Source organism: Paenibacillus humicus NBRC 102415 (assembly GCF_004000905.1).
Lineage (GTDB): Bacteria > Bacillota > Bacilli > Paenibacillales > Paenibacillaceae > Paenibacillus_O > Paenibacillus_O humicus.
The window spans coordinates 30,501-50,260 of record NZ_BIMD01000017.1 but is presented as its reverse complement, the minus strand read 5'-3'; the positions used below and the strand labels follow the sequence as shown (position 1 = coordinate 50,260).

The window sequence follows — 19,760 nt, the reverse complement described above, 5'->3', positions numbered from 1 at the left end:
ATTATTAGTATGCAGAGGGAGTGAGCCTGTGAAGGAAGATTTGACGCCAAGGCAAATCGTTGCTGAACTGGACAAATATATCGTAGGCCAGAAGCAGGCCAAGCGCTCGGTCGCGGTCGCCTTGCGCAACCGTTACCGCCGCAGCAAGCTCGACGAAGCCTTGAGGGACGAAATCGTTCCGAAAAACATGCTGATGATCGGTCCGACCGGCGTCGGCAAAACGGAAATTGCCAGGCGTCTGGCCAAGCTTGTGGGAGCGCCGTTCGTCAAGATCGAGGCGACGAAATTCACCGAGGTCGGTTATGTCGGCCGGGACGTGGAATCGATGATCCGCGATCTCGTGGAAGTGTCGATCCGCATGGTCAAGGCCGAACGGACCGAACGGGTGAAGGACAGGGCGGAAGAGCAGGCCAACGAACGGCTCGTCGAGCTTCTTGTTCCGTCTCCGGTCAAGTCCAAGGGCGGCAAAAATCCTCTTGAAATGCTCTTCGGCAATCAAGGGTCCAAGGACGATGAGGAAGAGAAGGTGAACGATCCCGATATTCTGGGCAAAAGGCAGGCTGTCCGCGCAAAGCTTAAAGCCGGAGAGCTGGAAAACGATCTGCTGGAGCTTGATGTCGAGGATACTTCGCCGACGATGATGGATATGATGTCGGGGCAGGGCAATGAAATGATGGGCATGAACATGCAGGAGATGCTGGGACAGTTCATGCCGAAGCGGACCAAGCGCCGCAAGCTTACGGTCAAGGAAGCCCGCAAGGTATTGACGCAGGAAGAGGCGGCCAAGCTGATTGATATGGACGAGGTCATCGGCGAATCGGTGAGAAGGGCGGAGCAGTCCGGAATCGTCTTCCTGGACGAGATCGACAAGATCGCGAGTCCTTCCAAGGGGTCGGGTCCTGACGTGTCTCGTGAAGGCGTACAGCGCGACATTCTGCCGATCGTCGAAGGCTCTACCATCATGACGAAATATGGAGCGGTCAAAACCGACTACATCCTGTTCATCGCCGCAGGAGCGTTCCACGTTTCCAAACCGTCCGATCTCATCCCTGAGCTTCAGGGAAGATTCCCGATTCGGGTGGAATTGACATCGCTGACGCTGGAGGACTTCGTGCAGATTCTCAAGGAGCCCAAAAACGCTCTGACCAAACAATACACCGCGCTGTTGGCGACGGAAGGAATCGCAATCGAATTTTCGGATGAGGCGATTGCGGAGCTTGCGTCCATCGCGGCTGACGTCAACCGCAATACAGAAAACATAGGCGCGCGCAGGCTCCATACGATTCTGGAGAAGCTGCTCGAGGACTTGTCTTTCGAGGCGCCGGACCTAACGCTGGAAAGTCTGCTCATCACGCCGGAGTATGTGAAGGAAAAGCTATCCTCCATTGCGCAAGACCGGGATTTGAGCCAATATATATTGTAGGGTAGTTCGGGGGGCAAGCAGAAAGATGACATTATTGACCAAAACAAGATCGCTGAACCGGCTGCTGCAAAAAGCGGCGGGCAAGGCACTCAGCTTCAGGGAGATGGCGGAAGTTCTCAGCTCCGTCATTCAAGCCAACATTTTCGTTGTCAGCCGCAGAGGCAAGATTTTGGGCTGCGCCGCAGTCGACCGTTTCGACCATGATCAGTTCCGGAGCTTGGCAGCTGAAGCCGAGCTCCGCTTTCCTCAGGAGACAAACGCCCGATTCCTGCAGATGAGGGAGCCGGAGACCAATGTCGTTCCCGATCCCGGCATCGCGGATGTATTCCGCTTCATGAACGCCCAGGAGATGATGTGCGTCGTTCCGATCACCGGCGGCGGAGACCGGCTCGGTACCGTCGTCCTCACGCGTCTGAGCGGAGTATTCGACGATGAGGATCTCATCCTCGCCGAATACGGGTCCACAATCGTAGGCATGGAAATCCTGCGGGAGAGAGCGGAAGAGATCGCGCTTGAGGCGCGCAGCAGAGCTGTCGTCGCAGTCGCGATCGGCTCGCTGTCCTTCAGCGAGCTGGAAGCTGTCGAGCATATTTTCGAGGAGCTGGAAGGCAAGGAAGGGTTGCTCGTTGCGTCGAAGATCGCCGACCGGGTCGGTATAACCAGATCCGTGATTGTGAACGCGCTCCGCAAACTCGAGAGCGCTGGAGTTATCGAAACGCGATCTTTAGGAATGAAAGGCACTTACATCCGCATCCTGAACCATCAACTTTTGGAAGAATTAGGCAAGATGAAGAAGTAAAAGAGGTTCTTTATACCCAGGAAAGCCCTATCTTTATATAAAGATAGGGCTTTTTTCTCATTGTAATAAATATGAAAATTTAGGAAGATTATCGTACTCGGCAAATCTCGACATCGATCTCTCATTTTTTTAATTATTTTATGTCGAAGATGCAGGAATGCCTGAAGATTTGTTGAATAAGTGATAAACCATTAAGGAAGAAAGTGGTGAAACAGCATTGAATGTCTTGAACGGCGCGGATTTCAGCAGACTTGTAGGGGCAATGAGAGCCGCTGAAGCAAGGCAGCAGGTAATCTCGGATAATATTTCCAATGCTGACACGCCGCACTTCAAACGTTCGGAACTGGTATTCGAGGAGCTGCTGAATGACCAGCTGAACGGCCAGAAAAACCACGATTTAGCAGGTATAAAGACCCAAAAAATGCATATGGACATAGGTCGAAATGACCAGATTCCAACCATGCAGCTTGTCACGGATGAAAAATCTGTCATGAATAATAATGGAAACAACGTGGATCCTGATCGCGAAATGGCATTGCTTGCCAAAAATCAGCTCCGCTACAATTCCTACATTCAACAGATCAATCACGAGATCAAGATGATGCGGACTGCCATCGACGGGAGAGGGTAAGAAATGAAGCTGACCAACGGATTTGACATCAGTGCTTCCGCATTGACCGCCCAGCGGCTCCGAATGGATGTGATCTCATCCAATATCGCGAATGCCGAGACGACTCGAGCCTCCTATGTAAATGGCGAGTTCCAGCCCTATAAGCGCAAAATGGTCGTGTTGGAGCCCATGAAGGAAGGCAGCTTCGCATCGATGCTTCAAAATGAGATGGGAGAGGCGTCCAAAGGGGTTAAAGTAAGCCGGATCCAGGAGGATCGCACTCCGGACAAGCTGGTCTACAATCCGTCTCATCCCGATGCGGACAAGAACGGGTATGTGAAGATGCCGAACGTGGACGTTACGAAGGAAATGGTGGATATGATCTCGGCGTCCCGTTCCTACGAGGCGAACGTGACCGCATTGAATGCAACGAAGACGATGTTCGTCAAAGCTCTTGAAATCGGAAAATAAAAGCCGAAAGGATAGTCCACAATGATCCAGCCTATAACGCTTGCACAGGTCTCTCCTCTGAACACACCGGCTATTACGGCCAAGACGCAAGCCGCATCGCCGAGCGAAGTGACCGAAAGCTTCGGGACTATGCTCAAAAACGCCCTGGACAGTGTCAGCGCGCAAGAAAAAACCGTGCATCAGGTCAACAACCAGTACTTGGTTGGCCAAGCGGATATTTCACAAGTCATGATTGTCTCGCAGCAGGCTGAGCTCAGCCTTCAGCTGGTGACGCAGGTCCGGAACAAGGCGGTAGAGGCCTATCAGGACATCATGCGCATGCAAATTTAAAGCTGACTGCATTGCAATAGCATTCTGCGGGGTGAAGATGTGAACGAAAAGATGGCCCGCCTGCGCGATTCCGCCAAAAATTACTGGGGAGCGATGGGCAAGAAGCAAAAGATTTGGCTGGGAGCGACGATCGGGGTATTGCTGCTGACGATCATTCTGCTTACTTCGATCCTGACCAAAACGCAATACGAAACGGTGTTCAAGGATCTCGACAGCACCGATGCCCAGGCAATCATGAATTATCTGGACAGCAGCAGCATTTCTTACCGGCTTGGAGACGGCGGCAATTCAATTTCCGTTCCGAGCAGCGAAGCAGATCGCGTGCGGGTCGCAGCGGGATCGCAAGGTCTGGTCCAGAATGGATCGATCGGCTTCGCCGCGTTCAATACGGGTTCTTCACAGTTCGGCATGACCGACAACGAATTCAACGTCAAATACCGCAGCGCCCTGAACGGAGAGATCCAGCAGCTGCTCAACGGGATGCAGGGAGTCGCTTCCAGCAAAGTCGTCGTCAATCTTCCGAAGGAAAGCGTATTTGCCCAAACGGAAGAAGCCAGCGGCGCGTCGGCTTCCATCGTCATGAAATTCAAGCCGGGATTCCGGCCCAGCCAGGATGAGATCGACGGTTACTTCAATCTCGTCAAAACTTCGGTGCCGAATCTTAAAATCGCGGATATCACGATTACGAGCCCTCAAGGCGAGCTGACAGCCTCCTCCAAAATCGGCGGGACGCTGAACAACTCGGGCAGCGCGAACTCTCAATTCCAGATCCAAAAGAAATACGAGAGCGATTTGAAGAGAAATATCGAGCAGTTCCTTGGAACGATGGTAGGCGGCGATAATCTTGCCGTCAGCGTGCTGAGCAGCCTGAACTTCGATCAGGTCAGCCGCGAGGAAAGCCTGGTCAAGCCTCTCGACAACAACAACAACAACGGTCTCGTGATCAGCCAGCAGCAATCGAGCGAAAGCTCGGAAGGAACGGAAGGGAACGCCGGCGGCGTTGCCGGCACTGGAGAAACCGATGTACCCGGGTATTCCTCGACATCGAGCGGGGGCAGCAGCACGGCGGAAAAAACCTCCAGCACGACCAACTATGAGCCGAACCGCTACAAAAATACGATCATTGGCGGCCCTTACTCCGTCAAAGACCTCAGCATCAGCGTCGGCATTCCTACTTCATTATTAAACCAGGAAACAAAGGATCAAATCACCCAATATCTAACTTCTTTCGTCCGTTCCCAGCTGGTGGAATCCGGACAGGATGTTAGTAATGACGCGCTCATAGCCAAAAAGGTTTCTGTCATCGGTCAAAATTTTGCCGCAGCAGGAGCATCCGCTTCCGGCAAAGGCCTTACCGCCGGATGGATCGCCGCCATCGCTGTCGCAGCTGCCGCGCTTATCGGCGGAATCGTGCTCGCCGTTCGCCGCCGCCGCGCCAAGGAAGAGGAAATCATTGAGGAAATGGCGCCGAGAGTCGAATATCCTTCGATCAACCTGGAGAGCGTCACGAATGAGAATCAAGTGCGCAAGAATTTGGAAACACTCGCCAAGCGGAAGCCGGATGATTTCGTCAACCTTCTTCGCACCTGGCTAGTAGAGGAATAGAGGTGGCAACTCATGGTTAAAGCGCTGCAAAGCTTGAGCGGGCGCCAAAAGGCTGCCATTCTGCTGATTACGCTCGGCCCGGATGTATCGGCCCAGATCTTCAAGCATCTGAGGGAAGAGGAAATCGAGCAGCTGACTCTGGAAATCGCCAACGTGAGGAAGGTCGACAGCTCGGAGCGGGACACAATCATGAGCGAATTCTATCAGATCTGCCTTGCCCAAGAGTATATCTCCCAGGGCGGCATCGCGTACGCGAAGGATATCCTCGAGAAGGCGCTCGGCTCGCAAAAGGCATTGGAAGTCATCAGCAGGCTTACGGCGACGCTGCAGGTGAGGCCTTTCGATTTTGCCCGCAAGGCGGAGCCGACCCAGATCCTGAACTTCATCCAGAACGAAAATACCCAGACGATTGCTCTCGTGCTCTCTTACCTCCAGCCGGAGCAGGCTTCTCATATTCTGTCCTCGCTTCCTCAAGAGAAGCAGGCGGAAGTCGCCCGCAGGGTCGCGCTTATGGACAGCACCTCTCCTGAGGTCATCTCCCAGGTGGAGAGGGTGCTGGAACAGAAGCTGAGCGCTACGGTGACCCAGGACTACACGAACGCGGGAGGCATCGACTCCATCGTTCAGATTCTGAACGGCGTCGATCGCGGCACCGAGCGGACGATTCTGGATTCCCTGGAAATTCAGGACCCGGAGCTGGCGGAAGAGATCAAGAAGCGGATGTTCGTCTTCGAAGACATCGTCAGCATCGACAACCGTTCCATCCAGCGCATCATCCGCGATATCGAGAGCGCCGACCTTCAGCTTGCGCTCAAGGTGGCAAGCGAGGAAGTGCGCGAGGCGATCTTCCGGAACATGTCCAAGCGGATGGCCGAGACGTTCAAGGAAGAAATGGAATTCATGGGTCCCGTGCGGCTGCGTGACGTCGAGGAAGCCCAGACTCGCATCGTAGGAACGATCCGCAGGCTGGAGGAATCCGGCGACATCATCATCGCCCGCGGCGGAGGAGATGACATCATTGTCTAATCTGTTCAAATCCTCGCAGGTAGTCCCTCAGGAACAGCTTCAGCGGCTGGAAAGATTTTACCGGAAACCTGCCGCAGCCAGCGGTGCCGACACCGCTTCGGACGGCTTCGGCGAGCTGGCCTACCGCGGCGAGATCCGCCCGGATGCCGCTACGGAAGCTCTGCGCAGCCAGATTCTCGGCGACGCCCAGAGCGTCGCCGAGGATACGTTGGCGGATGCGGCCAGGCAGGCCCAGGAGCTGCTGGAACAGGCCCGTCAGGAAGCCGAGGATTGGTGGCATGCCAGACGGGCGGACGATGAACGAATCGCAGAAGAAGCCCGCCAGGCCGGATATGGCGAGGGCTTCAGCCAAGGCAGCCGGGATGCCGAAGCCGCGCTGCGGAAGGAATGGGAGCAAAGAATCGAGGAATCCTCCTCCATTCTTGAATCCTCCTTCCGAATGAAGGAGCAGATCATCCAGGAGGCGGAGCCGTTCCTCGTGGAGCTGAGCTGCGCCATTGCAGAGAAGCTGGTCGGCAAGCAGCTGGATCTTGAGCCCGAAATCGCCATCGAGCTTATCCGCAGCATGCTTTCCCGGCGAAGAGAGAATGGAAGCATCGTTCTGTGCGTCAGTCCCGCGCAGCTCTCATCGGTTCTCGCCGCCAGGGACGAGCTGGAGCTGTCGATCGATTCTCAGGCCGAGCTGCAGATCCTGCCCGACGCATCGGTCAAGGATCACGGCTGCGTGATCCGGACGGCATTCGGCAGCATCGACGCCCGCATCGACACGCAGCTGTCCGAAATCAAGCGTGAGCTGATGGGAATCGCTTCCCAGCGCGAAGGTCAGGAGGCGCCTGCTTCATGAGCTCACGGGTTCCCAAGGCTTCGAGATATACGGAGCAGCTCGCCGGCATCGATCCCGTGCGCATCAACGGCAAAGTAACCCAGGTCATCGGACTTACCGTCGAAAGCGAAGGACCCGATGCCGGCATCGGGGATGTCTGCCAGATCTATCCCGGAAAAGGGGCGCCCCCGCTCCTTGCCGAAGTCGTCGGTTTCCGGGACAACAGACTGATTCTCATGCCGCTCGGAGATCTCAATGCGATCGCGCCCGGATGCGACGTTGTTGGCACAGGCAAGCCGCTTACGGTCCAGGTCGGGGCGGAGCTGCTCGGTAAAGTGCTGGACGGCCTGGGGCGGCCTCTTGACGGCAGCTTCATTCCCAGCCGTATGATCCGCTATCCGACGACCGCTCCTCCGAGCAATCCGCTCTTCAGACCGCGCGTCCAGCAGCCGCTGGGCATCGGGGTTCGCGCGATCGACAGTCTGCTTACCGTAGGACAGGGCCAGCGCGTCGGCATTTTTGCCGGATCGGGGGTCGGAAAGAGCACGCTGCTGGGCATGATCGCCCGCAATACGGCAGCCGACGTCAACGTCATTGCTCTCATCGGCGAACGGGGACGCGAGGTGCTCGAGTTCATCGAGAAGGATCTGGGACCGGAAGGACTGGCCCGTTCCGTCGTAATCGTGGCAACATCCGATCAGCCGGCTTTGATCCGCATCAAGGGCGCGGTAATCGCAACGACGATAGCGGAGTACTTCCGGGACCGGGGGATGAACGTCATGCTGATGATGGATTCCGTCACCCGGTATGCGATGGCGCAGCGGGAAGTCGGGCTGGCGGTCGGAGAGCCTCCGGCGACGAGAGGGTATACGCCGTCGGTGTTCGCCGGCCTTCCCAAGCTGCTTGAAAGAGCGGGAACGGGGCCGACGGGGTCCATAACGGCTTTTTATACCGTTCTCGTGGATGGGGACGACATGAATGAGCCGGTGGCGGATGCCGTGAGAGGCATCCTCGACGGACATATCGTCTTAAGCCGGGACTTGGCTCAGAAAGGCCATTTTCCGGCGATCGACGTGCTCGCCTCGGTGAGCCGGGTCATGAAGGAGATCATAGAGCCCGAGCATCAGGAGGCGGCTTCCGCTCTCAAAAAGATGCTCGCTGTCTATAAAGATTCGGAGGACTTGATCAATATCGGGGCGTATCAGCCCGGATCGAACAAGGAAATCGACCAGGCGATGAGCCAAATGGACGGAATTCTGGATTTCACGCAGCAACGAACGAATGAAAAAGCCCATTTTGACGAGACGCTGGACCATCTGATCCGGCAATTCAACGGGAGCTGAACAGAGACGTGACTTCATTCCGCTATGCCTATCAAAGCATTGTCAACTTGAAGCAAAGCGAGACGACGCAAGCCAAATGGGGACTCACGGCCGCGCTTGATCTGCTGCATGCGGAGGAGATGTCCCTGTCCGAGCTGAACGCGGAGCGTCTGCGCTGGGAAGGGAAGCTTGAAGAGCTCGGCATGCTAGGCAGTCCGCTCATGGAGCTGCAAGCGATCCAGCGGTTCCTCTCCCATCTGGATGCCTGCATCGGAAGCAAGCAGCAAGTCGTACAGGCGGCAGAGAACGAAGTCGAATCCTCCAGGCATCGTCTGGCCGAACGCAAGATCCAGGAGAAGATCTGGCTGAAATCCAAAGAAAAAGCCTTGAACCGATTCAAGGCTGCACAGCTTGCCGGAGAGCAGGCGGAACTCGATGAAATCGCGGTCCAACGCCATTCGCGCGCAGCGCTTTAGCAGAAGGCAAGATGAAGCAGTCGGGGACGACTCATGCCCCCGGGAGGGATGAAATGTTGGCAGAAGAACGTGAGAAACAAAGCTACAGCGGAATGGAACGCTTCCTGTTTTTTGTTACGCCGCTGCTGTTCACGCTGGTGCTTGTGCTTGTGCTTCTAGTGGTGTTCAATCCGTCGCTGCGCTCGCGGCTGATGGATACCGGCCGCAGCATACCGGTAGTCGGGTCGCTCATTCCGGAGAGCCGGAGCGCATCCGGCGCCCCTGCTCCGGACAACGGGGCTGCTCAGCGCAAGCAGATCGCCGGCCTGCAGGGAGACCTGCAGGCAGCCAAAGGGAAGCTTCAGGCCGCCGAGGCGGAGAAGGCATCCCTTGAGAAGGAAATCAACGACCTGCAGGACAAGCTCGACCAGCTGATCAAAAGCGACGAGCAGAAAAAGCTGAGCAGCAGCGAATATCAAGCCAAAATTGCGGAGCTTGGGGGAATGTTCGCCTCGATGACGCCAAGCAAAGCGGCTCCGATCATTCAGAATATGACCTTGGATGAAGCCGTTCTCGTGCTGAACTCGATGGACAGCCGAGCCCAAGGAGCGATCTTGGCCAAGATGGATCCAAAGCGGGCAGCCGAAACGGCAGCGAGACTGAAGGATTCCGTTCCGGTCCAGGATCAGCAGATTGCTGCCCTGCAATCGAGAATCCAGCAGGCTTCAAGCGCAGCTCCTGCATCCGGCTCCGCACTGCTCAGCGAAGATCAGCTCAGCAAAACGTTTGAATCGATGGATCCGGCGAAGGCGGCGCAGCTGCTGCTGTCGATGTCGGATGTGAGCCCGAGCAAAGTGCTTCGGATTCTTGGCTCGGTCAGCGATTCCAAACGCTCGTCCATCGTTCAGGAGATGTCGGGACTGGACAAAAAGCTGACGTCTCAGCTCGTGAGCAAGCTCATGGCGGGAAAATAGAATAGGAGGTGAACCATGGAGATCACGACGACTCAACCGGCTGCTGCGACCGGCTCGGGGACATCTGTCCAAGCGGCCGGAGGCAAGGCGGCCGGGGCGGCTCCGTTCAGCCAAGCCATGGCTGGAGCCTTGCAGACGGGCGTTCAGGGTCAAGCGTCCCCGAACGCGGGAACGGCGGCTCCGCAGGACGCCGTAGCGGCTGCTGCGGCATTGGCAGCCGCTATGGCGCTGAGCGCAGCCGCCGCCCAGCTTGACGGCGCGGAGCCGAGCGTCCCTGCTCTGGCAGACGGAGCGCTCCCGGAAGCTCTGCAGCCAGCAGAAGCCGATCCTGCCGCTGCTTCCTCCGAGGAGCAGGCAGCCGAGCCGCTGCTTGCCAAATTGGAGGAGCTGCTGGATCAGCTATACGAAGGCAAGGAAGAGGATGGCTCCATTCCGCTCGAGGATTGGCAGCAAGCGGCCTCCGAGCTGGGAGCGCTGCTTGCGCTGCTCGGCATTCAGCCGCCTCCTGCAGGGAAGCTTGCAGGCGGCGGCCAGCAGGAGCGGGATGAGCCCGCAGCCGCTTCCGCAGCGACAGCCGCCAAAGGGGAAGTAGGAGAGCTGCTGCTGGCGCTGAGGCAGCAATTGCCCGACATTCTCGCCAAGCCATCCGGAAAGGTCGATTCCCAGTCGCTGACCCAGGCGCAGCTGACCAAGCTGCAAAGCCTGCTCGAAGCGCCGCAATCAGCCAAATCCGCTCCAGGCGGAACGATCCCGGCCGGCCGGCCTGAAGGGACTCCTTTGACAGGAATTCCGGCTTCCGGCACAACGCTGCTGGCGAAGCTTGAAGCTTCTTCAGCCCACATCCGAGCGGCGGTAAGCGCCTCTGCCGGAAGCGCTCAGGCGGACGATGCCGTGCAGCCGGCCATGCTCATGGCGGAAAGCAATGAACAGCCGTCGTCAGCCGCTGCGGTCTCAACAGGAAATGTCCAGCCGGGAGCTGCGGTTCCGGACAGTGCGGAAACGGTCGTGAAGGTGCCCGTTCATCGGTTTGCCCAGGAGGTGGCCGGGCTTGTCTTGAAAAAGCTTGATGTCTCGTCTTCATCCGGCATGACCGAAGCAAGACTGACGCTGACTCCGGAAAACTTGGGACAGGTGGACGTCAAGCTCCAAATCCACAATGGCCAATTGACGGCGCTGTTCGCAGCGGATTCGCCGGCGGCGAGGGAAGCGATCGAGAACCAGCTGGGCCAGCTCCGAATGTCCTTGCAGAACCAAGGCTTCCAGGTTGACCGGCTTGATGTATCGGCCTCGAGCCAGCTTCAGACCTCGCTTTCATTCGGCCAGCAGAGCCGGGGCGGAGGCGGGCAGGGCGGCCAGTTTGCGCGAAACGGCTCCGACCGCCTTGAAGATCAGGGCGTGCAGGAGGCTGAAGTCATCCAAACCGCCATTCGCGAGCTTGGATACGGCAGGGCAATTAACGAGACGGCATAAGCCGGCTTCAAGGGGGATCAACGATGGCAGCATCCGTGAACGCCAATTCCATTTATCCGTTCGTGAGCCAAAAGAATTCCAAGGCGGCGTCGACAAGCATGGACAACTCCACGCTCGGCAAGGATGCTTTCCTGCAGCTTCTGGTCGCACAGCTGAAATATCAGGACCCGATGAATCCGTCCGACAACACGACTTACATCGCCCAGCTCGCTCAATTCTCCTCTGTCGAGCAGTTGTCGAACATTTCCGGACAGCTCAACGTCCAGGGACAGAATCTTGGACTTACATCCGATCTCATCGGGAAGCAGGCGGAATGGGACATCTTTGATGCTGCCGGCAAGCTGACGACCGAAAGCGGCCTCGTCGATTCGGTCGTGCTCAAGGACGGCATCCAGTATATCGTCTCCAGCGGCAACTATGTTCCGATCGACGCGCTGAAGTCCATTCGATCCGATGCGGCGGAAGAGACTCCGGAACAGTTGCCGGAAGAGTCTTCCGGAGAACAGCCGGCAGGAGCCTGAACGAGCAGTATCCATCCATTTAGGAGGTTGATAGATTATGTTGAGATCTATGTATTCGGGCGTTTCCGGCATGCGGGGCTTCCAAACCAAGCTTGATGTCATCGGCAACAATATTGCGAACGTGAACACCGTCGGCTTCAAAGCGGGACGGGTCATGTTCCAGGATATTCTGAGCCAGACTGTCGCAGGAGCGACGCAGCCGGAAGACGGAGCGCGAGGCGGCAAAAACGCGCAGCAGATCGGTCTTGGCGTGACGGTGGCCTCCATCGACACGGTGCACACGGCGGGCAGCGCCATGACGACCAACGTGCCGACGGATCTGCGCATCGACGGAGACGGATTTTTCGCCGTCCGTCCTGCGGGAATGGAGGACGGCTTCTACCTGACGCGTGCCGGCAATTTCTCGGTCGATGCCGCGGGACAGCTGGTCAACGCTGACGGCGCTCTCGTGCTGAGCTCCGACGGCGAACCGATTTCGCTGGCTGGAGTCAGCGCCTTCACGATCGGCAAAGACGGTTCGGTGACAGGTGTCAATGCAGACGGAACGACAGGAGATGTCATTGCCACCATAGGCGTCGTGAAAGTGACCAATCCGAACGGACTGGAAAAAATCGGCGGCAACCTTTACCGCTCTACGGTGAATTCCAATGCCGAGGAGCTGGCTATCGGAGCTCCCGGAGATCCGGAGACCGGAACAGGGAACATCGTGGCCGGCCAACTGGAGATGTCCAACGTCGACCTTACGAGCGAGTTCACGGAAATGATCGTTGCGCAGCGCGGTTTCCAGGCCAACTCCCGAATCATTACGACATCGGATGAAATTCTTCAAGAGCTCGTCAATCTGAAGAGATAATTGATCTAGCCCTGTAGAGTCTGGATCCGCCGGCCGAGCTCCGCTCGGCCGCATCGGTTCCGCCAACGGGCAGCCGCGGGAGGGTTCACATGATTGAAGTAACAAGGCTCAACGGCAGCAAGCTGATGATCAATGCCCTGCTGATCGAGCTCCTGGAAGAAACGCCGGATACGCTCGTGACGATGACCACCGGCAAAAAAATGGTCGTTGTGGAGTCGGCTGCCGTTCTGGCCGGGCGGATGACCGATTTCTACCGCTCCATCGGCCTCGCGGCTTCATCTCATAAGAGTGGATATACGGAGGAATAGGCGCTATGAAAAAAATGCTTCCCTGGCTGATCACGACGCTGCTGGCCATCTCGCTGATCGCTGTTGTGGCGGTCATCCTGTACAACTCGCTCCTGAAGGAGCCCGCAACGGCTTCGGGAGGGGATGCGGCCAAGACGACGGCGGCAGCCGCCAAGGTCAAGCCGCTTACGGCTGACGAACGGGTCGAGGTCACGTCAGAGCTCAAGGATATCAAGCGCAACCTGAAGGACGGCAACAAATTCCTGCTCGTGAGCTTCGCTTTCCAGCTGGACAAAAAGGCGACGAAGGAAGACTTCGACAAGATCAAGGATATCGTCGTGAAGCCGATCATCAACCGTACGCTTGCAGATACGGAAGCCCAGGCGCTGCAAGGCTCGGCCGGGCAGGATGCGCTCGAGGCCAAGCTGCTGAACCAAATCAATGAAGTTCTTCCCAAAGGCAAGCTGATCAAGGTTTCCATCACGGACTATACGTTGACGGAAATCTAGGACGGCCAAGTGAGATAAGCGAAGGAGGTGAGAGTGATGGTGGATGTGCTTTCCCAGAATGAGATCGACGCCCTGCTTGCCGCCTTGTCGTCAGGAGAGATGGATGCGGAGGAGCTGAAGAAGGAAGAAAGCCAGAAGAAGATCCGCGCGTACGATTTCAAACGGGCAGTCCGTTTTTCCAAGGACCATATTCGAAGCTTGACCCGGATACATGAAAACTTCGCCCGATACTTGACGACTTATTTCTCGGCGCAGCTGAGAACGTTTGTGCAGATCAGCGTCGTGCAGGTGGAACAGCTGCCGTACGACGAATTCATCCGCTCGATTCCCAAAATGACCATTCTGAACATCTTTGAGGCGGAGCCGCTGGAAGGAAGGATGGTGCTTGAAGTCCATCCCAACGTGGCCTATTCCATGGTCGACAGGCTGCTTGGAGGCACAGGAACCGCTCCCGCCAAGATCGGGGCGCTCACGGAGATTGAAACCATGATCATGGAGAAAATCTTCAGCCGTGCCTTCGAAAGCCTGCAGGAAGCCTGGAAAACGGTGTACGACATTTCGCCGAGGCTGGATTCGCTGGAAACGAACCCGCAGTTCATGCAGATCGTTTCTCCCAACGAAACGATCGCTTTGATTTCATTGAGCACGAAAATCGGGGATACGACCGGCATGATCAACTTGTGCATTCCGCATGTGGTCATCGAGCCGATCATGCCGAGATTGTCCGTGCATCACTGGTTCGTATCCCAGAAGAAGTCGCGTGCCCCTGAAGAAGTGGAGATCCTGGAGCAGCGCGTACATAAAGCGAAGCTGCCGATCATAGCCGAGCTCGGAGAATCCTCCATTACGGTTAGAGAGTTCATGAGCCTTGCCGCAGGAGATGTCATTTCCTTGAAGAAGCCGGTCGGCGAAGGCTTGCATATCAAGGTTGGAGAAAAGCTGAAGTTCATCGGCAGCCCGGGGTCGGTCCGCGACCGCCTTGCCGTCCAGGTGGACGAGATCGTAAGCGAAGGAGCAGACGAAGATTATGACGAGTAAGGATTATTTGTCCCAGGAGGAGATCGATGCCCTGCTCCGGCAGAGCTCGGACGGTTATTCCGCCGCTCCTTCCGATACGGCAGGCGAGGCGCAGATCTCCCAATACCTGAGCTCCATCGAGCAGGATGCTCTGGGCGAGATCGGCAACATCACGTTCGGAAGCGCGGCTACCGCGCTGTCCACCCTGCTGGGAAGAAAAGTGGATATCACGACTCCGCAGGTCGCCCTCATCAAGCGGGAAGACCTCGCCGACGAATTCCCCCGGCCTCATGTCGCGGTGTCGGTCAGCTATGTTGAAGGCTTTCAAGGCATCAATTCGCTCGTCATCAGGACAAAGGATGCGGGCGTAATCGCCGATCTGATGCTTGGCGGCGAAGGCGACGTCGGCCAGACGGAGCTCAATGACATCCATATCAGCGCCGTGCAGGAAGCGATGAACCAAATGATGGGTTCATCGGCGACATCGATGTCGACCATCTTCAACCGGATGGTCAACATCTCGCCTCCCGGCATCGATATCCTCGATGTGGAGCAAGGCGGAGGACTCGCCCAGCTGCCGCCGGATGACGTCTTCATCAAAGTCAGCTTCCGGCTGATGATCGGAGACTTGATCGATTCGACAATCATGCAGCTGCTGCCGGTCAACTTCGCCAAGCAGATGGTCGACACGCTGATGGGCGGAAGCGGGGATGAGGCCGCCGCAGCATCTGCCGCTCCATCGATTGAAGCGGCTTCAGCAGCCCCGCATTCGGAACCGCCGGCTCAGCAGCCCGTCCAGCAGCAGCCTGTCCACGAACAGCCCGTTCATCAACAGCCTGTGCAGCAGCAGCCTGTTTACGAACAGCCGGCGTATCAGCAGCCGATGGCCGACATGCACGCCGCGCCTGCTGTCCACAATCAAGGTCCGCAGACTTTCGGCGCTCCGGCAGGCCGCAACGTCAATGTCCAGCCGGTTCAATTTTCCGGTTTCCAGCCGGGATATCCTCAAGGAGACGAGAGCAATCTCGGCCTGCTCCTCGATATCCCGCTGAAAGTAACCGTAGAGCTTGGACGCACGCAAAAACAGATCAAGGATATTCTTGAGCTGTCGCAAGGCTCCATCATCGAGCTCGACAAGCTGGCAGGCGAGCCCGTAGACATTCTGGTGAACAACAAGCTGATTGCAAAAGGCGAAGTTGTCGTCATCGATGAGAATTTCGGGGTCCGGGTCACGGATATCGTGAGCCAGTGGGACCGCATGACCAAAATTCAATAAGTGCATCCAGGGAGGAAATGACAAATGGCAAACCGTATTCTGATCGTTGATGACGCTGCATTCATGCGAATGATGATTCGCGATATTCTGACTAAAAACGGGTACGAGGTCGTGGGCGAGGCTCAGGACGGATCGCAGGCGATTGAAAGATACAAGGAAGTCAAGCCGGATCTGATCACGATGGACATCACGATGCCGGAGATGGACGGCATTGCCGCCTTGAAGGAAATCAGGAAAATCGACCCGAACGTTAAAGTCATCATGTGCTCGGCCATGGGCCAGCAAGCGATGGTCATCGACGCCATTCAGGCCGGCGCGAAGGATTTCATCGTGAAGCCGTTCCAGGCTGACCGGGTCATCGAGGCCATCAAGAAGACGCTTGGGTAACGGAAATGCCATTGTTAGCCGGATTGGCGGCTCAGGCGGCCGCTCCTTCCGCTTCGCCCAAGCCTGATGGAACGATTGATTATGCCCTTCCTTCCGGCGGGAGCGAGGTGCCGCACTTCGCGAGCGGGGGCATGACGGGCAGCGTAGTCTGGGTGCTGGTTTCGCTTGCTCTTGTCATCGGATTGATCACCCTCCTTATTCGCTGGCTGTCCAAGCGAAGCCAGCTGATGGGGGGCGCAAGAGCTCTTGAACAGCTTGGAGGATTGACGCTCGGACCGAACAAGTCGATCCAGGTCATTGAAACAGCCGGCACCATCTATGTTGTCGGCGTCGGCGAGAATGTGACGCTTCTGGACCGGTTCCCGGCAGGGGAAGAAGCGGACAGCCTCCGCAGCCAGCTGCTGGAGAAGCGCAATGCCGCAACCGGCGTTCCGCTGGGGGAGTGGATGCGGAGAATCCAAGGCAAGACAGGAGAAGGGAACCGGTCTGTTCAAGCTTCGGCCGACGGAGACAAGGAAGAGGCCAAGCGGTTCCAGAAGCTGCTGCATCAAAAGCTCGAGCAGCAATCCAGGCAGCAGGAAGAGCTTGAACAGCTGTTCCAGGAATCTAGAGACAGGGATCGGTTGAGGGACGAATGACTAGAAAACGTATGCTTTCGCTGATGACTGTCCTGGCCATGTCGCTCGCCTGGCAGAGCGCCGCTTACGCCGAGCCTCTGCCGGGCATCGATATCAACATTGGCGGGGATAGCGCCGGAGGAACGAGCGCTTTATCCATCGTATTGATGGTGACCGTTCTGACGGTTGCTCCTTCCTTCCTTATTCTTATGACCAGCTTTACCCGGATCGTCATCGTGCTTGGTTTCGTGCGTACTTCGCTCGGAACCCAGCAGATGCCTCCGAATCAGGTTCTGATCGGTCTGGCGTTGTTCCTGACGCTGTTCGTCATGTCTCCAACGCTGTCGCAAGTGAATGATACGGCTCTGCAGCCTTATATGAAGGGCGAGCTGACTCAGACGGAGGCGCTTGAAAAAGCGGCTGTGCCGATGAAGAAGTTCATGTTCCAGCATACGAGGGAAAAGGACCTGCTGCTGTTTCTGAACTACACCAAAGCGGAAAAGCCCAAAACCTATCAGGATATTCCGATTACGGTGCTGGTGCCGGCATACGCGATCAGCGAACTAAAGACAGCGTTCCAGATGGGATTCATGATCTTCATTCCCTTTTTGATTATCGACATGGTTGTTTCCAGTACGCTGATGGCGATGGGGATGATGATGCTGCCGCCGGTCATGATCTCGCTTCCTTTCAAAATTCTGCTGTTTGTCCTCGTAGACGGGTGGTATTTGGTCATCAAGTCGCTGCTGCTCAGCTTTAATCCGTCATGACCGCAGAAGAAGGAGGGGAATGCGATGAGTTCCAATTTCATCATCGGCCTGGCGGGCCAAGCGATGTTCGTCATGCTGAAAGCGAGCGCGCCCATGCTTATTCTCGGGCTTGTCGTCGGCCTGGCCGTCAGCATTTTTCAAGCGACGACCCAGATCCAGGAACAGACGCTGGCGTTCGTCCCCAAGATCGTCGCCGTATTGGCCGCGGTTCTGCTGTTCGGTCCGTGGATATTGAACACGCTGGTGGATTTCACCTACAACCTGCTGAACAACCTGCACAACTATATCGGGTAGGCAGAGGCTGATGGAACAATTTCTTAACGGTTTCCCTATTTTTTTGCTGATTTTTTGTCGAATGACCTCTTTTTTTGTAGTCGCGCCTGTCTTTTCCACCCGAACCGTGCCGGCGAGGCTCAAGATTGGCCTCGGTTTCGCCGTTTCGCTTCTTGTGTACTTCTCGTACGGAATCAAACAGACGGCCGCTGCCGATGCGGGCTTTATCCTGCTCATCATCCAGGAAATCCTGATCGGGCTCCTGCTTGGATTCATCGTCTACCTGTTTTTCACGGTCGTCCAGACGGCCGGCGCGTTCATCGATCTGCAGATGGGTCTCGCCATGTCGAACATCATCGATCCGCTGAGCGGAACCTCGGCGCCGATTACCGGCAATCTCAAGTATATGGTGCTGACGCTGCTGTTTCTGACGATGAACGGCCATCTGTATATGCTGCAGGCGCTGATGAACAGCTACAACTGGATGCCTCTCAAGCTGGGGCTGATGGAGCATGTCTCCAGCGGCTTGATCTCGGACTTTCTCGTCAGGGCGTTCTCCCAGTCTTTCCTGCTCGCCCTGCAGATCGCGGCGCCGATTGTCGTAGCCATGTTCCTGACGGATGTCGGTCTTGGCTTCCTGGCGCGGACGGCGCCTCAATACAACGTATTCGTCATCGGCGCCCCGCTCAAAATCATGCTCGGCATCCTGCTGCTGATGCTGCTGATGCCGTCTCTCGGCGTTCTGTTCGGGCATTTGTTCAGCCTGATGTTCGAGAAGCTCGGCGAGCTGTTCAACGCTGTCGGCAGCAAAGGCGGGACAGGCTCTTGAGGAGGGACACGGCCATGAGGCTCCGGTTCAAAGTCGACCTGCAGCTGTTCAACGGCGAGAAGACCGAAAAAGCGACGCCGAAGAAGCGCAGCGAAGCCCGCGACAAGGGCCAGATCGCCAAAACCCACGAGCTTCCCGGCGCTTTCATCATCCTGTTCGTCATTGGAAGCTTCCTCGTTCTCGGCGGGTATTACAAGGAACGGATCTACCGTATTTTCGGCAGCCTGTTCAACGACTGGCTCACTCTGGATCTGACCTCGGGCAACGTCATGTCGCTGTTCTATCACGTCATGATGGAGCTGCTCATGCTGCTGGCTCCGATTCTGCTGCTCGCTTTCGTGGCGGCTGCGGCATTCAACTACGTGCAGGTAGGCTTTCTGCTTACGGGGACGCCGCTCAAGCCCGACTTCAAGAAACTGAGCCCGATCAGCGGATTCAAGAACATCTTCTCGATGCGGTCGGTCGCTGAATTCTTCAAGAGCATCATCAAGCTGCTCGTAGTCGGAGTGGTCGTGTTCTACACGATCTGGGGAGAATGGGGACGCATTCTCATGCTGGGACATTCTCCCATCGAAGACATCTTCACGTTCACAGCCGGCCTGACCTTGAAGCTCGGCCTCGAATTCGCCTCGCTGATGATCGTCATCGCGGCGGCGGACTATTTCTATCAGAAATACGAGTATGAGAAAAATCTGCGAATGTCCAAGCAGGACATCAAGGATGAATACATCAAGAGCGAGGGCAATCCGCTCATCAAAGGGAAGATCAAGGAGCGGCAGCGGAAGATGGCGCTTCAGCGCATGATGCAGGAAGTGCCCAAGGCCGATGTCGTCATTACGAACCCGACCCACTTCGCCATCGCCATCCGTTACGACGGCACGCGCATGCAGGCTCCCGTCATTTTGGCGAAGGGAATGGATTACGTCGCCTTGAGGATCAAGGAAGTCGCGAAGGAGAACGGAGTCGTCACGATGGAGAACCGTCCGCTGGCGAGAGCCTTGTACGACAGGACGGAAATCGGGGACAGCATACCGCCGGATCTGTTCCAAGCGGTCGCGGAAGTGCTGGCCTATGTATACAAGCTGAAAGGCCGCAGCAAATCATCTTAATTCA

General features: G+C 56.6%; 24 protein-coding genes. All 24 read left to right on the top strand.

The window, feature by feature from the left end; all coding sequences use genetic code 11:
• Positions 1-28 precede the first annotated feature (28 nt).
• On the top strand, positions 29-1,423 hold the full coding sequence (hslU, locus tag PHU01S_RS12490) for an ATP-dependent protease ATPase subunit HslU (protein WP_021881391.1): 1,395 nt from the start codon (positions 29-31) through the stop codon (positions 1,421-1,423).
• A 25-nt stretch (positions 1,424-1,448) separates the two neighbouring features.
• Complete coding sequence (codY, locus tag PHU01S_RS12485) at positions 1,449-2,222, top strand: GTP-sensing pleiotropic transcriptional regulator CodY (protein WP_127507833.1); 774 nt, start codon at positions 1,449-1,451, stop codon at positions 2,220-2,222.
• A gap of 262 nt (positions 2,223-2,484) precedes the next feature.
• Complete coding sequence (gene flgB, locus PHU01S_RS12480) at positions 2,485-2,853, top strand: flagellar basal body rod protein FlgB (protein WP_127507871.1); 369 nt, start codon at positions 2,485-2,487, stop codon at positions 2,851-2,853.
• A 3-nt stretch (positions 2,854-2,856) separates the two neighbouring features.
• Complete coding sequence (gene flgC, locus PHU01S_RS12475) at positions 2,857-3,303, top strand: flagellar basal body rod protein FlgC (protein WP_021881388.1); 447 nt, start codon at positions 2,857-2,859, stop codon at positions 3,301-3,303.
• Positions 3,304-3,324: 21 nt separating this feature from the next.
• A complete protein-coding gene (fliE, locus tag PHU01S_RS12470; protein WP_021881387.1) occupies positions 3,325-3,633 on the top strand; it encodes a flagellar hook-basal body complex protein FliE in 309 nt (102 codons plus the stop codon).
• Between the two features lie 39 nt (positions 3,634-3,672).
• A complete protein-coding gene (gene fliF, locus PHU01S_RS12465; RefSeq protein ID WP_049867541.1) occupies positions 3,673-5,238 on the top strand; it encodes a flagellar basal-body MS-ring/collar protein FliF in 1,566 nt (521 codons plus the stop codon).
• A gap of 12 nt (positions 5,239-5,250) precedes the next feature.
• Positions 5,251-6,264 (top strand): flagellar motor switch protein FliG, encoded by a 1,014-nt coding sequence (fliG, locus tag PHU01S_RS12460; protein WP_049867540.1) that lies wholly within the window; start codon positions 5,251-5,253, stop codon positions 6,262-6,264.
• Positions 6,257-7,108: a FliH/SctL family protein gene (locus PHU01S_RS12455; RefSeq protein WP_048746478.1), complete on the top strand. Its 852-nt coding sequence runs from the start codon at positions 6,257-6,259 to the stop codon at positions 7,106-7,108. Before fliG ends, PHU01S_RS12455 begins: the two co-directional genes overlap by 8 nt.
• Positions 7,105-8,430, top strand: coding sequence for a flagellar protein export ATPase FliI (fliI, locus tag PHU01S_RS12450; protein ID WP_127507831.1), 1,326 nt, complete (start codon positions 7,105-7,107; stop codon positions 8,428-8,430). Before PHU01S_RS12455 ends, fliI begins: the two co-directional genes overlap by 4 nt.
• An 8-nt stretch (positions 8,431-8,438) precedes the next feature.
• Positions 8,439-8,885 (top strand): flagellar export protein FliJ, encoded by a 447-nt coding sequence (fliJ, locus tag PHU01S_RS12445; protein WP_021882259.1) that lies wholly within the window; start codon positions 8,439-8,441, stop codon positions 8,883-8,885.
• Positions 8,886-8,938: 53 nt separating this feature from the next.
• Positions 8,939-9,838, top strand: coding sequence for a MotE family protein (locus PHU01S_RS12440; RefSeq protein ID WP_048746475.1), 900 nt, complete (start codon positions 8,939-8,941; stop codon positions 9,836-9,838).
• Between the two features lie 15 nt (positions 9,839-9,853).
• On the top strand, positions 9,854-11,308 hold the full coding sequence (locus tag PHU01S_RS12435; RefSeq protein WP_127507829.1) for a flagellar hook-length control protein FliK: 1,455 nt from the start codon (positions 9,854-9,856) through the stop codon (positions 11,306-11,308).
• Positions 11,309-11,331: 23 nt separating this feature from the next.
• Complete coding sequence (locus tag PHU01S_RS12430) at positions 11,332-11,829, top strand: flagellar hook capping FlgD N-terminal domain-containing protein (RefSeq protein WP_048745250.1); 498 nt, start codon at positions 11,332-11,334, stop codon at positions 11,827-11,829.
• Between the two features lie 37 nt (positions 11,830-11,866).
• Positions 11,867-12,682 (top strand): flagellar basal body rod protein FlgG, encoded by an 816-nt coding sequence (gene flgG / locus PHU01S_RS12425; protein WP_048745249.1) that lies wholly within the window; start codon positions 11,867-11,869, stop codon positions 12,680-12,682.
• A gap of 89 nt (positions 12,683-12,771) precedes the next feature.
• Positions 12,772-12,990: a flagellar FlbD family protein gene (locus tag PHU01S_RS12420; protein WP_021879168.1), complete on the top strand. Its 219-nt coding sequence runs from the start codon at positions 12,772-12,774 to the stop codon at positions 12,988-12,990.
• A gap of 5 nt (positions 12,991-12,995) precedes the next feature.
• Entirely contained in the window at positions 12,996-13,478 is a 483-nt protein-coding gene (locus PHU01S_RS12415; RefSeq protein WP_021879167.1) for a flagellar basal body-associated FliL family protein, read from the top strand.
• Positions 13,479-13,514: 36 nt separating this feature from the next.
• Positions 13,515-14,516, top strand: a complete 1,002-nt coding sequence (fliM, locus tag PHU01S_RS12410; protein WP_048745248.1) for a flagellar motor switch protein FliM — start codon at positions 13,515-13,517, stop codon at positions 14,514-14,516.
• The gene (gene fliY, locus PHU01S_RS12405; protein WP_048745247.1) at positions 14,506-15,771 is read left to right on the top strand and encodes a flagellar motor switch phosphatase FliY; all 1,266 of its coding nucleotides are present in this window, start codon (positions 14,506-14,508) and stop codon (positions 15,769-15,771) included. The genes fliM and fliY overlap by 11 nt, the downstream gene beginning before the upstream one ends.
• Before the next feature lie 24 nt (positions 15,772-15,795).
• Entirely contained in the window at positions 15,796-16,158 is a 363-nt protein-coding gene (locus PHU01S_RS12400; protein WP_021879164.1) for a response regulator, read from the top strand.
• A 5-nt stretch (positions 16,159-16,163) separates the two neighbouring features.
• Positions 16,164-16,796, top strand: coding sequence for a FliO/MopB family protein (locus PHU01S_RS12395; protein WP_083436309.1), 633 nt, complete (start codon positions 16,164-16,166; stop codon positions 16,794-16,796).
• 23 nt (positions 16,797-16,819) lie between these two features.
• Positions 16,820-17,545, top strand: coding sequence for a flagellar type III secretion system pore protein FliP (gene fliP, locus PHU01S_RS12390; RefSeq protein ID WP_373864538.1), 726 nt, complete (start codon positions 16,820-16,822; stop codon positions 17,543-17,545).
• A gap of 24 nt (positions 17,546-17,569) precedes the next feature.
• Positions 17,570-17,839 carry a flagellar biosynthesis protein FliQ gene (fliQ, locus tag PHU01S_RS12385; protein ID WP_021879160.1) on the top strand — a complete coding sequence of 90 codons (270 nt, stop codon included), beginning with the start codon at positions 17,570-17,572 and terminating at the stop codon, positions 17,837-17,839.
• Between the two features lie 10 nt (positions 17,840-17,849).
• Entirely contained in the window at positions 17,850-18,647 is a 798-nt protein-coding gene (gene fliR, locus PHU01S_RS12380) for a flagellar biosynthetic protein FliR (RefSeq protein WP_048745245.1), read from the top strand.
• Between the two features lie 14 nt (positions 18,648-18,661).
• The gene (gene flhB, locus PHU01S_RS12375; protein ID WP_048745244.1) at positions 18,662-19,756 is read left to right on the top strand and encodes a flagellar biosynthesis protein FlhB; all 1,095 of its coding nucleotides are present in this window, start codon (positions 18,662-18,664) and stop codon (positions 19,754-19,756) included.
• The last annotated feature ends 4 nt before the right edge of the window (positions 19,757-19,760 follow it).

What these genes read in the sequence shown, in the direction of transcription:
- codY (WP_127507833.1), top strand. Translation starts at nt 1,449, where the DNA reads ATGACATTATTGACCAAAACAAGATCGCTGAACCGGCTGCTGCAAAAA.
- flgB (WP_127507871.1), top strand. Translation starts at nt 2,485, where the DNA reads ATGAGAGCCGCTGAAGCAAGGCAGCAGGTAATCTCGGATAATATTTCC.
- flgC (WP_021881388.1), top strand. Translation starts at nt 2,857, where the DNA reads ATGAAGCTGACCAACGGATTTGACATCAGTGCTTCCGCATTGACCGCC.
- fliE (WP_021881387.1), top strand. Translation starts at nt 3,325, where the DNA reads ATGATCCAGCCTATAACGCTTGCACAGGTCTCTCCTCTGAACACACCG.
- fliG (WP_049867540.1), top strand. Translation starts at nt 5,251, where the DNA reads ATGGTTAAAGCGCTGCAAAGCTTGAGCGGGCGCCAAAAGGCTGCCATT.
- fliI (WP_127507831.1), top strand. Translation starts at nt 7,105, where the DNA reads ATGAGCTCACGGGTTCCCAAGGCTTCGAGATATACGGAGCAGCTCGCC.
- PHU01S_RS12440 (WP_048746475.1), top strand. Translation starts at nt 8,939, where the DNA reads ATGTTGGCAGAAGAACGTGAGAAACAAAGCTACAGCGGAATGGAACGC.
- PHU01S_RS12435 (WP_127507829.1), top strand. Translation starts at nt 9,854, where the DNA reads ATGGAGATCACGACGACTCAACCGGCTGCTGCGACCGGCTCGGGGACA.
- PHU01S_RS12430 (WP_048745250.1), top strand. Translation starts at nt 11,332, where the DNA reads ATGGCAGCATCCGTGAACGCCAATTCCATTTATCCGTTCGTGAGCCAA.
- flgG (WP_048745249.1), top strand. Translation starts at nt 11,867, where the DNA reads ATGTTGAGATCTATGTATTCGGGCGTTTCCGGCATGCGGGGCTTCCAA.
- PHU01S_RS12420 (WP_021879168.1), top strand. Translation starts at nt 12,772, where the DNA reads ATGATTGAAGTAACAAGGCTCAACGGCAGCAAGCTGATGATCAATGCC.
- PHU01S_RS12415 (WP_021879167.1), top strand. Translation starts at nt 12,996, where the DNA reads ATGAAAAAAATGCTTCCCTGGCTGATCACGACGCTGCTGGCCATCTCG.
- fliM (WP_048745248.1), top strand. Translation starts at nt 13,515, where the DNA reads ATGGTGGATGTGCTTTCCCAGAATGAGATCGACGCCCTGCTTGCCGCC.
- fliY (WP_048745247.1), top strand. Translation starts at nt 14,506, where the DNA reads ATGACGAGTAAGGATTATTTGTCCCAGGAGGAGATCGATGCCCTGCTC.
- PHU01S_RS12400 (WP_021879164.1), top strand. Translation starts at nt 15,796, where the DNA reads ATGGCAAACCGTATTCTGATCGTTGATGACGCTGCATTCATGCGAATG.
- PHU01S_RS12395 (WP_083436309.1), top strand. Translation starts at nt 16,164, where the DNA reads ATGCCATTGTTAGCCGGATTGGCGGCTCAGGCGGCCGCTCCTTCCGCT.
- fliP (WP_373864538.1), top strand. Translation starts at nt 16,820, where the DNA reads ATGACTGTCCTGGCCATGTCGCTCGCCTGGCAGAGCGCCGCTTACGCC.
- fliQ (WP_021879160.1), top strand. Translation starts at nt 17,570, where the DNA reads ATGAGTTCCAATTTCATCATCGGCCTGGCGGGCCAAGCGATGTTCGTC.
- fliR (WP_048745245.1), top strand. Translation starts at nt 17,850, where the DNA reads ATGGAACAATTTCTTAACGGTTTCCCTATTTTTTTGCTGATTTTTTGT.
- flhB (WP_048745244.1), top strand. Translation starts at nt 18,662, where the DNA reads ATGAGGCTCCGGTTCAAAGTCGACCTGCAGCTGTTCAACGGCGAGAAG.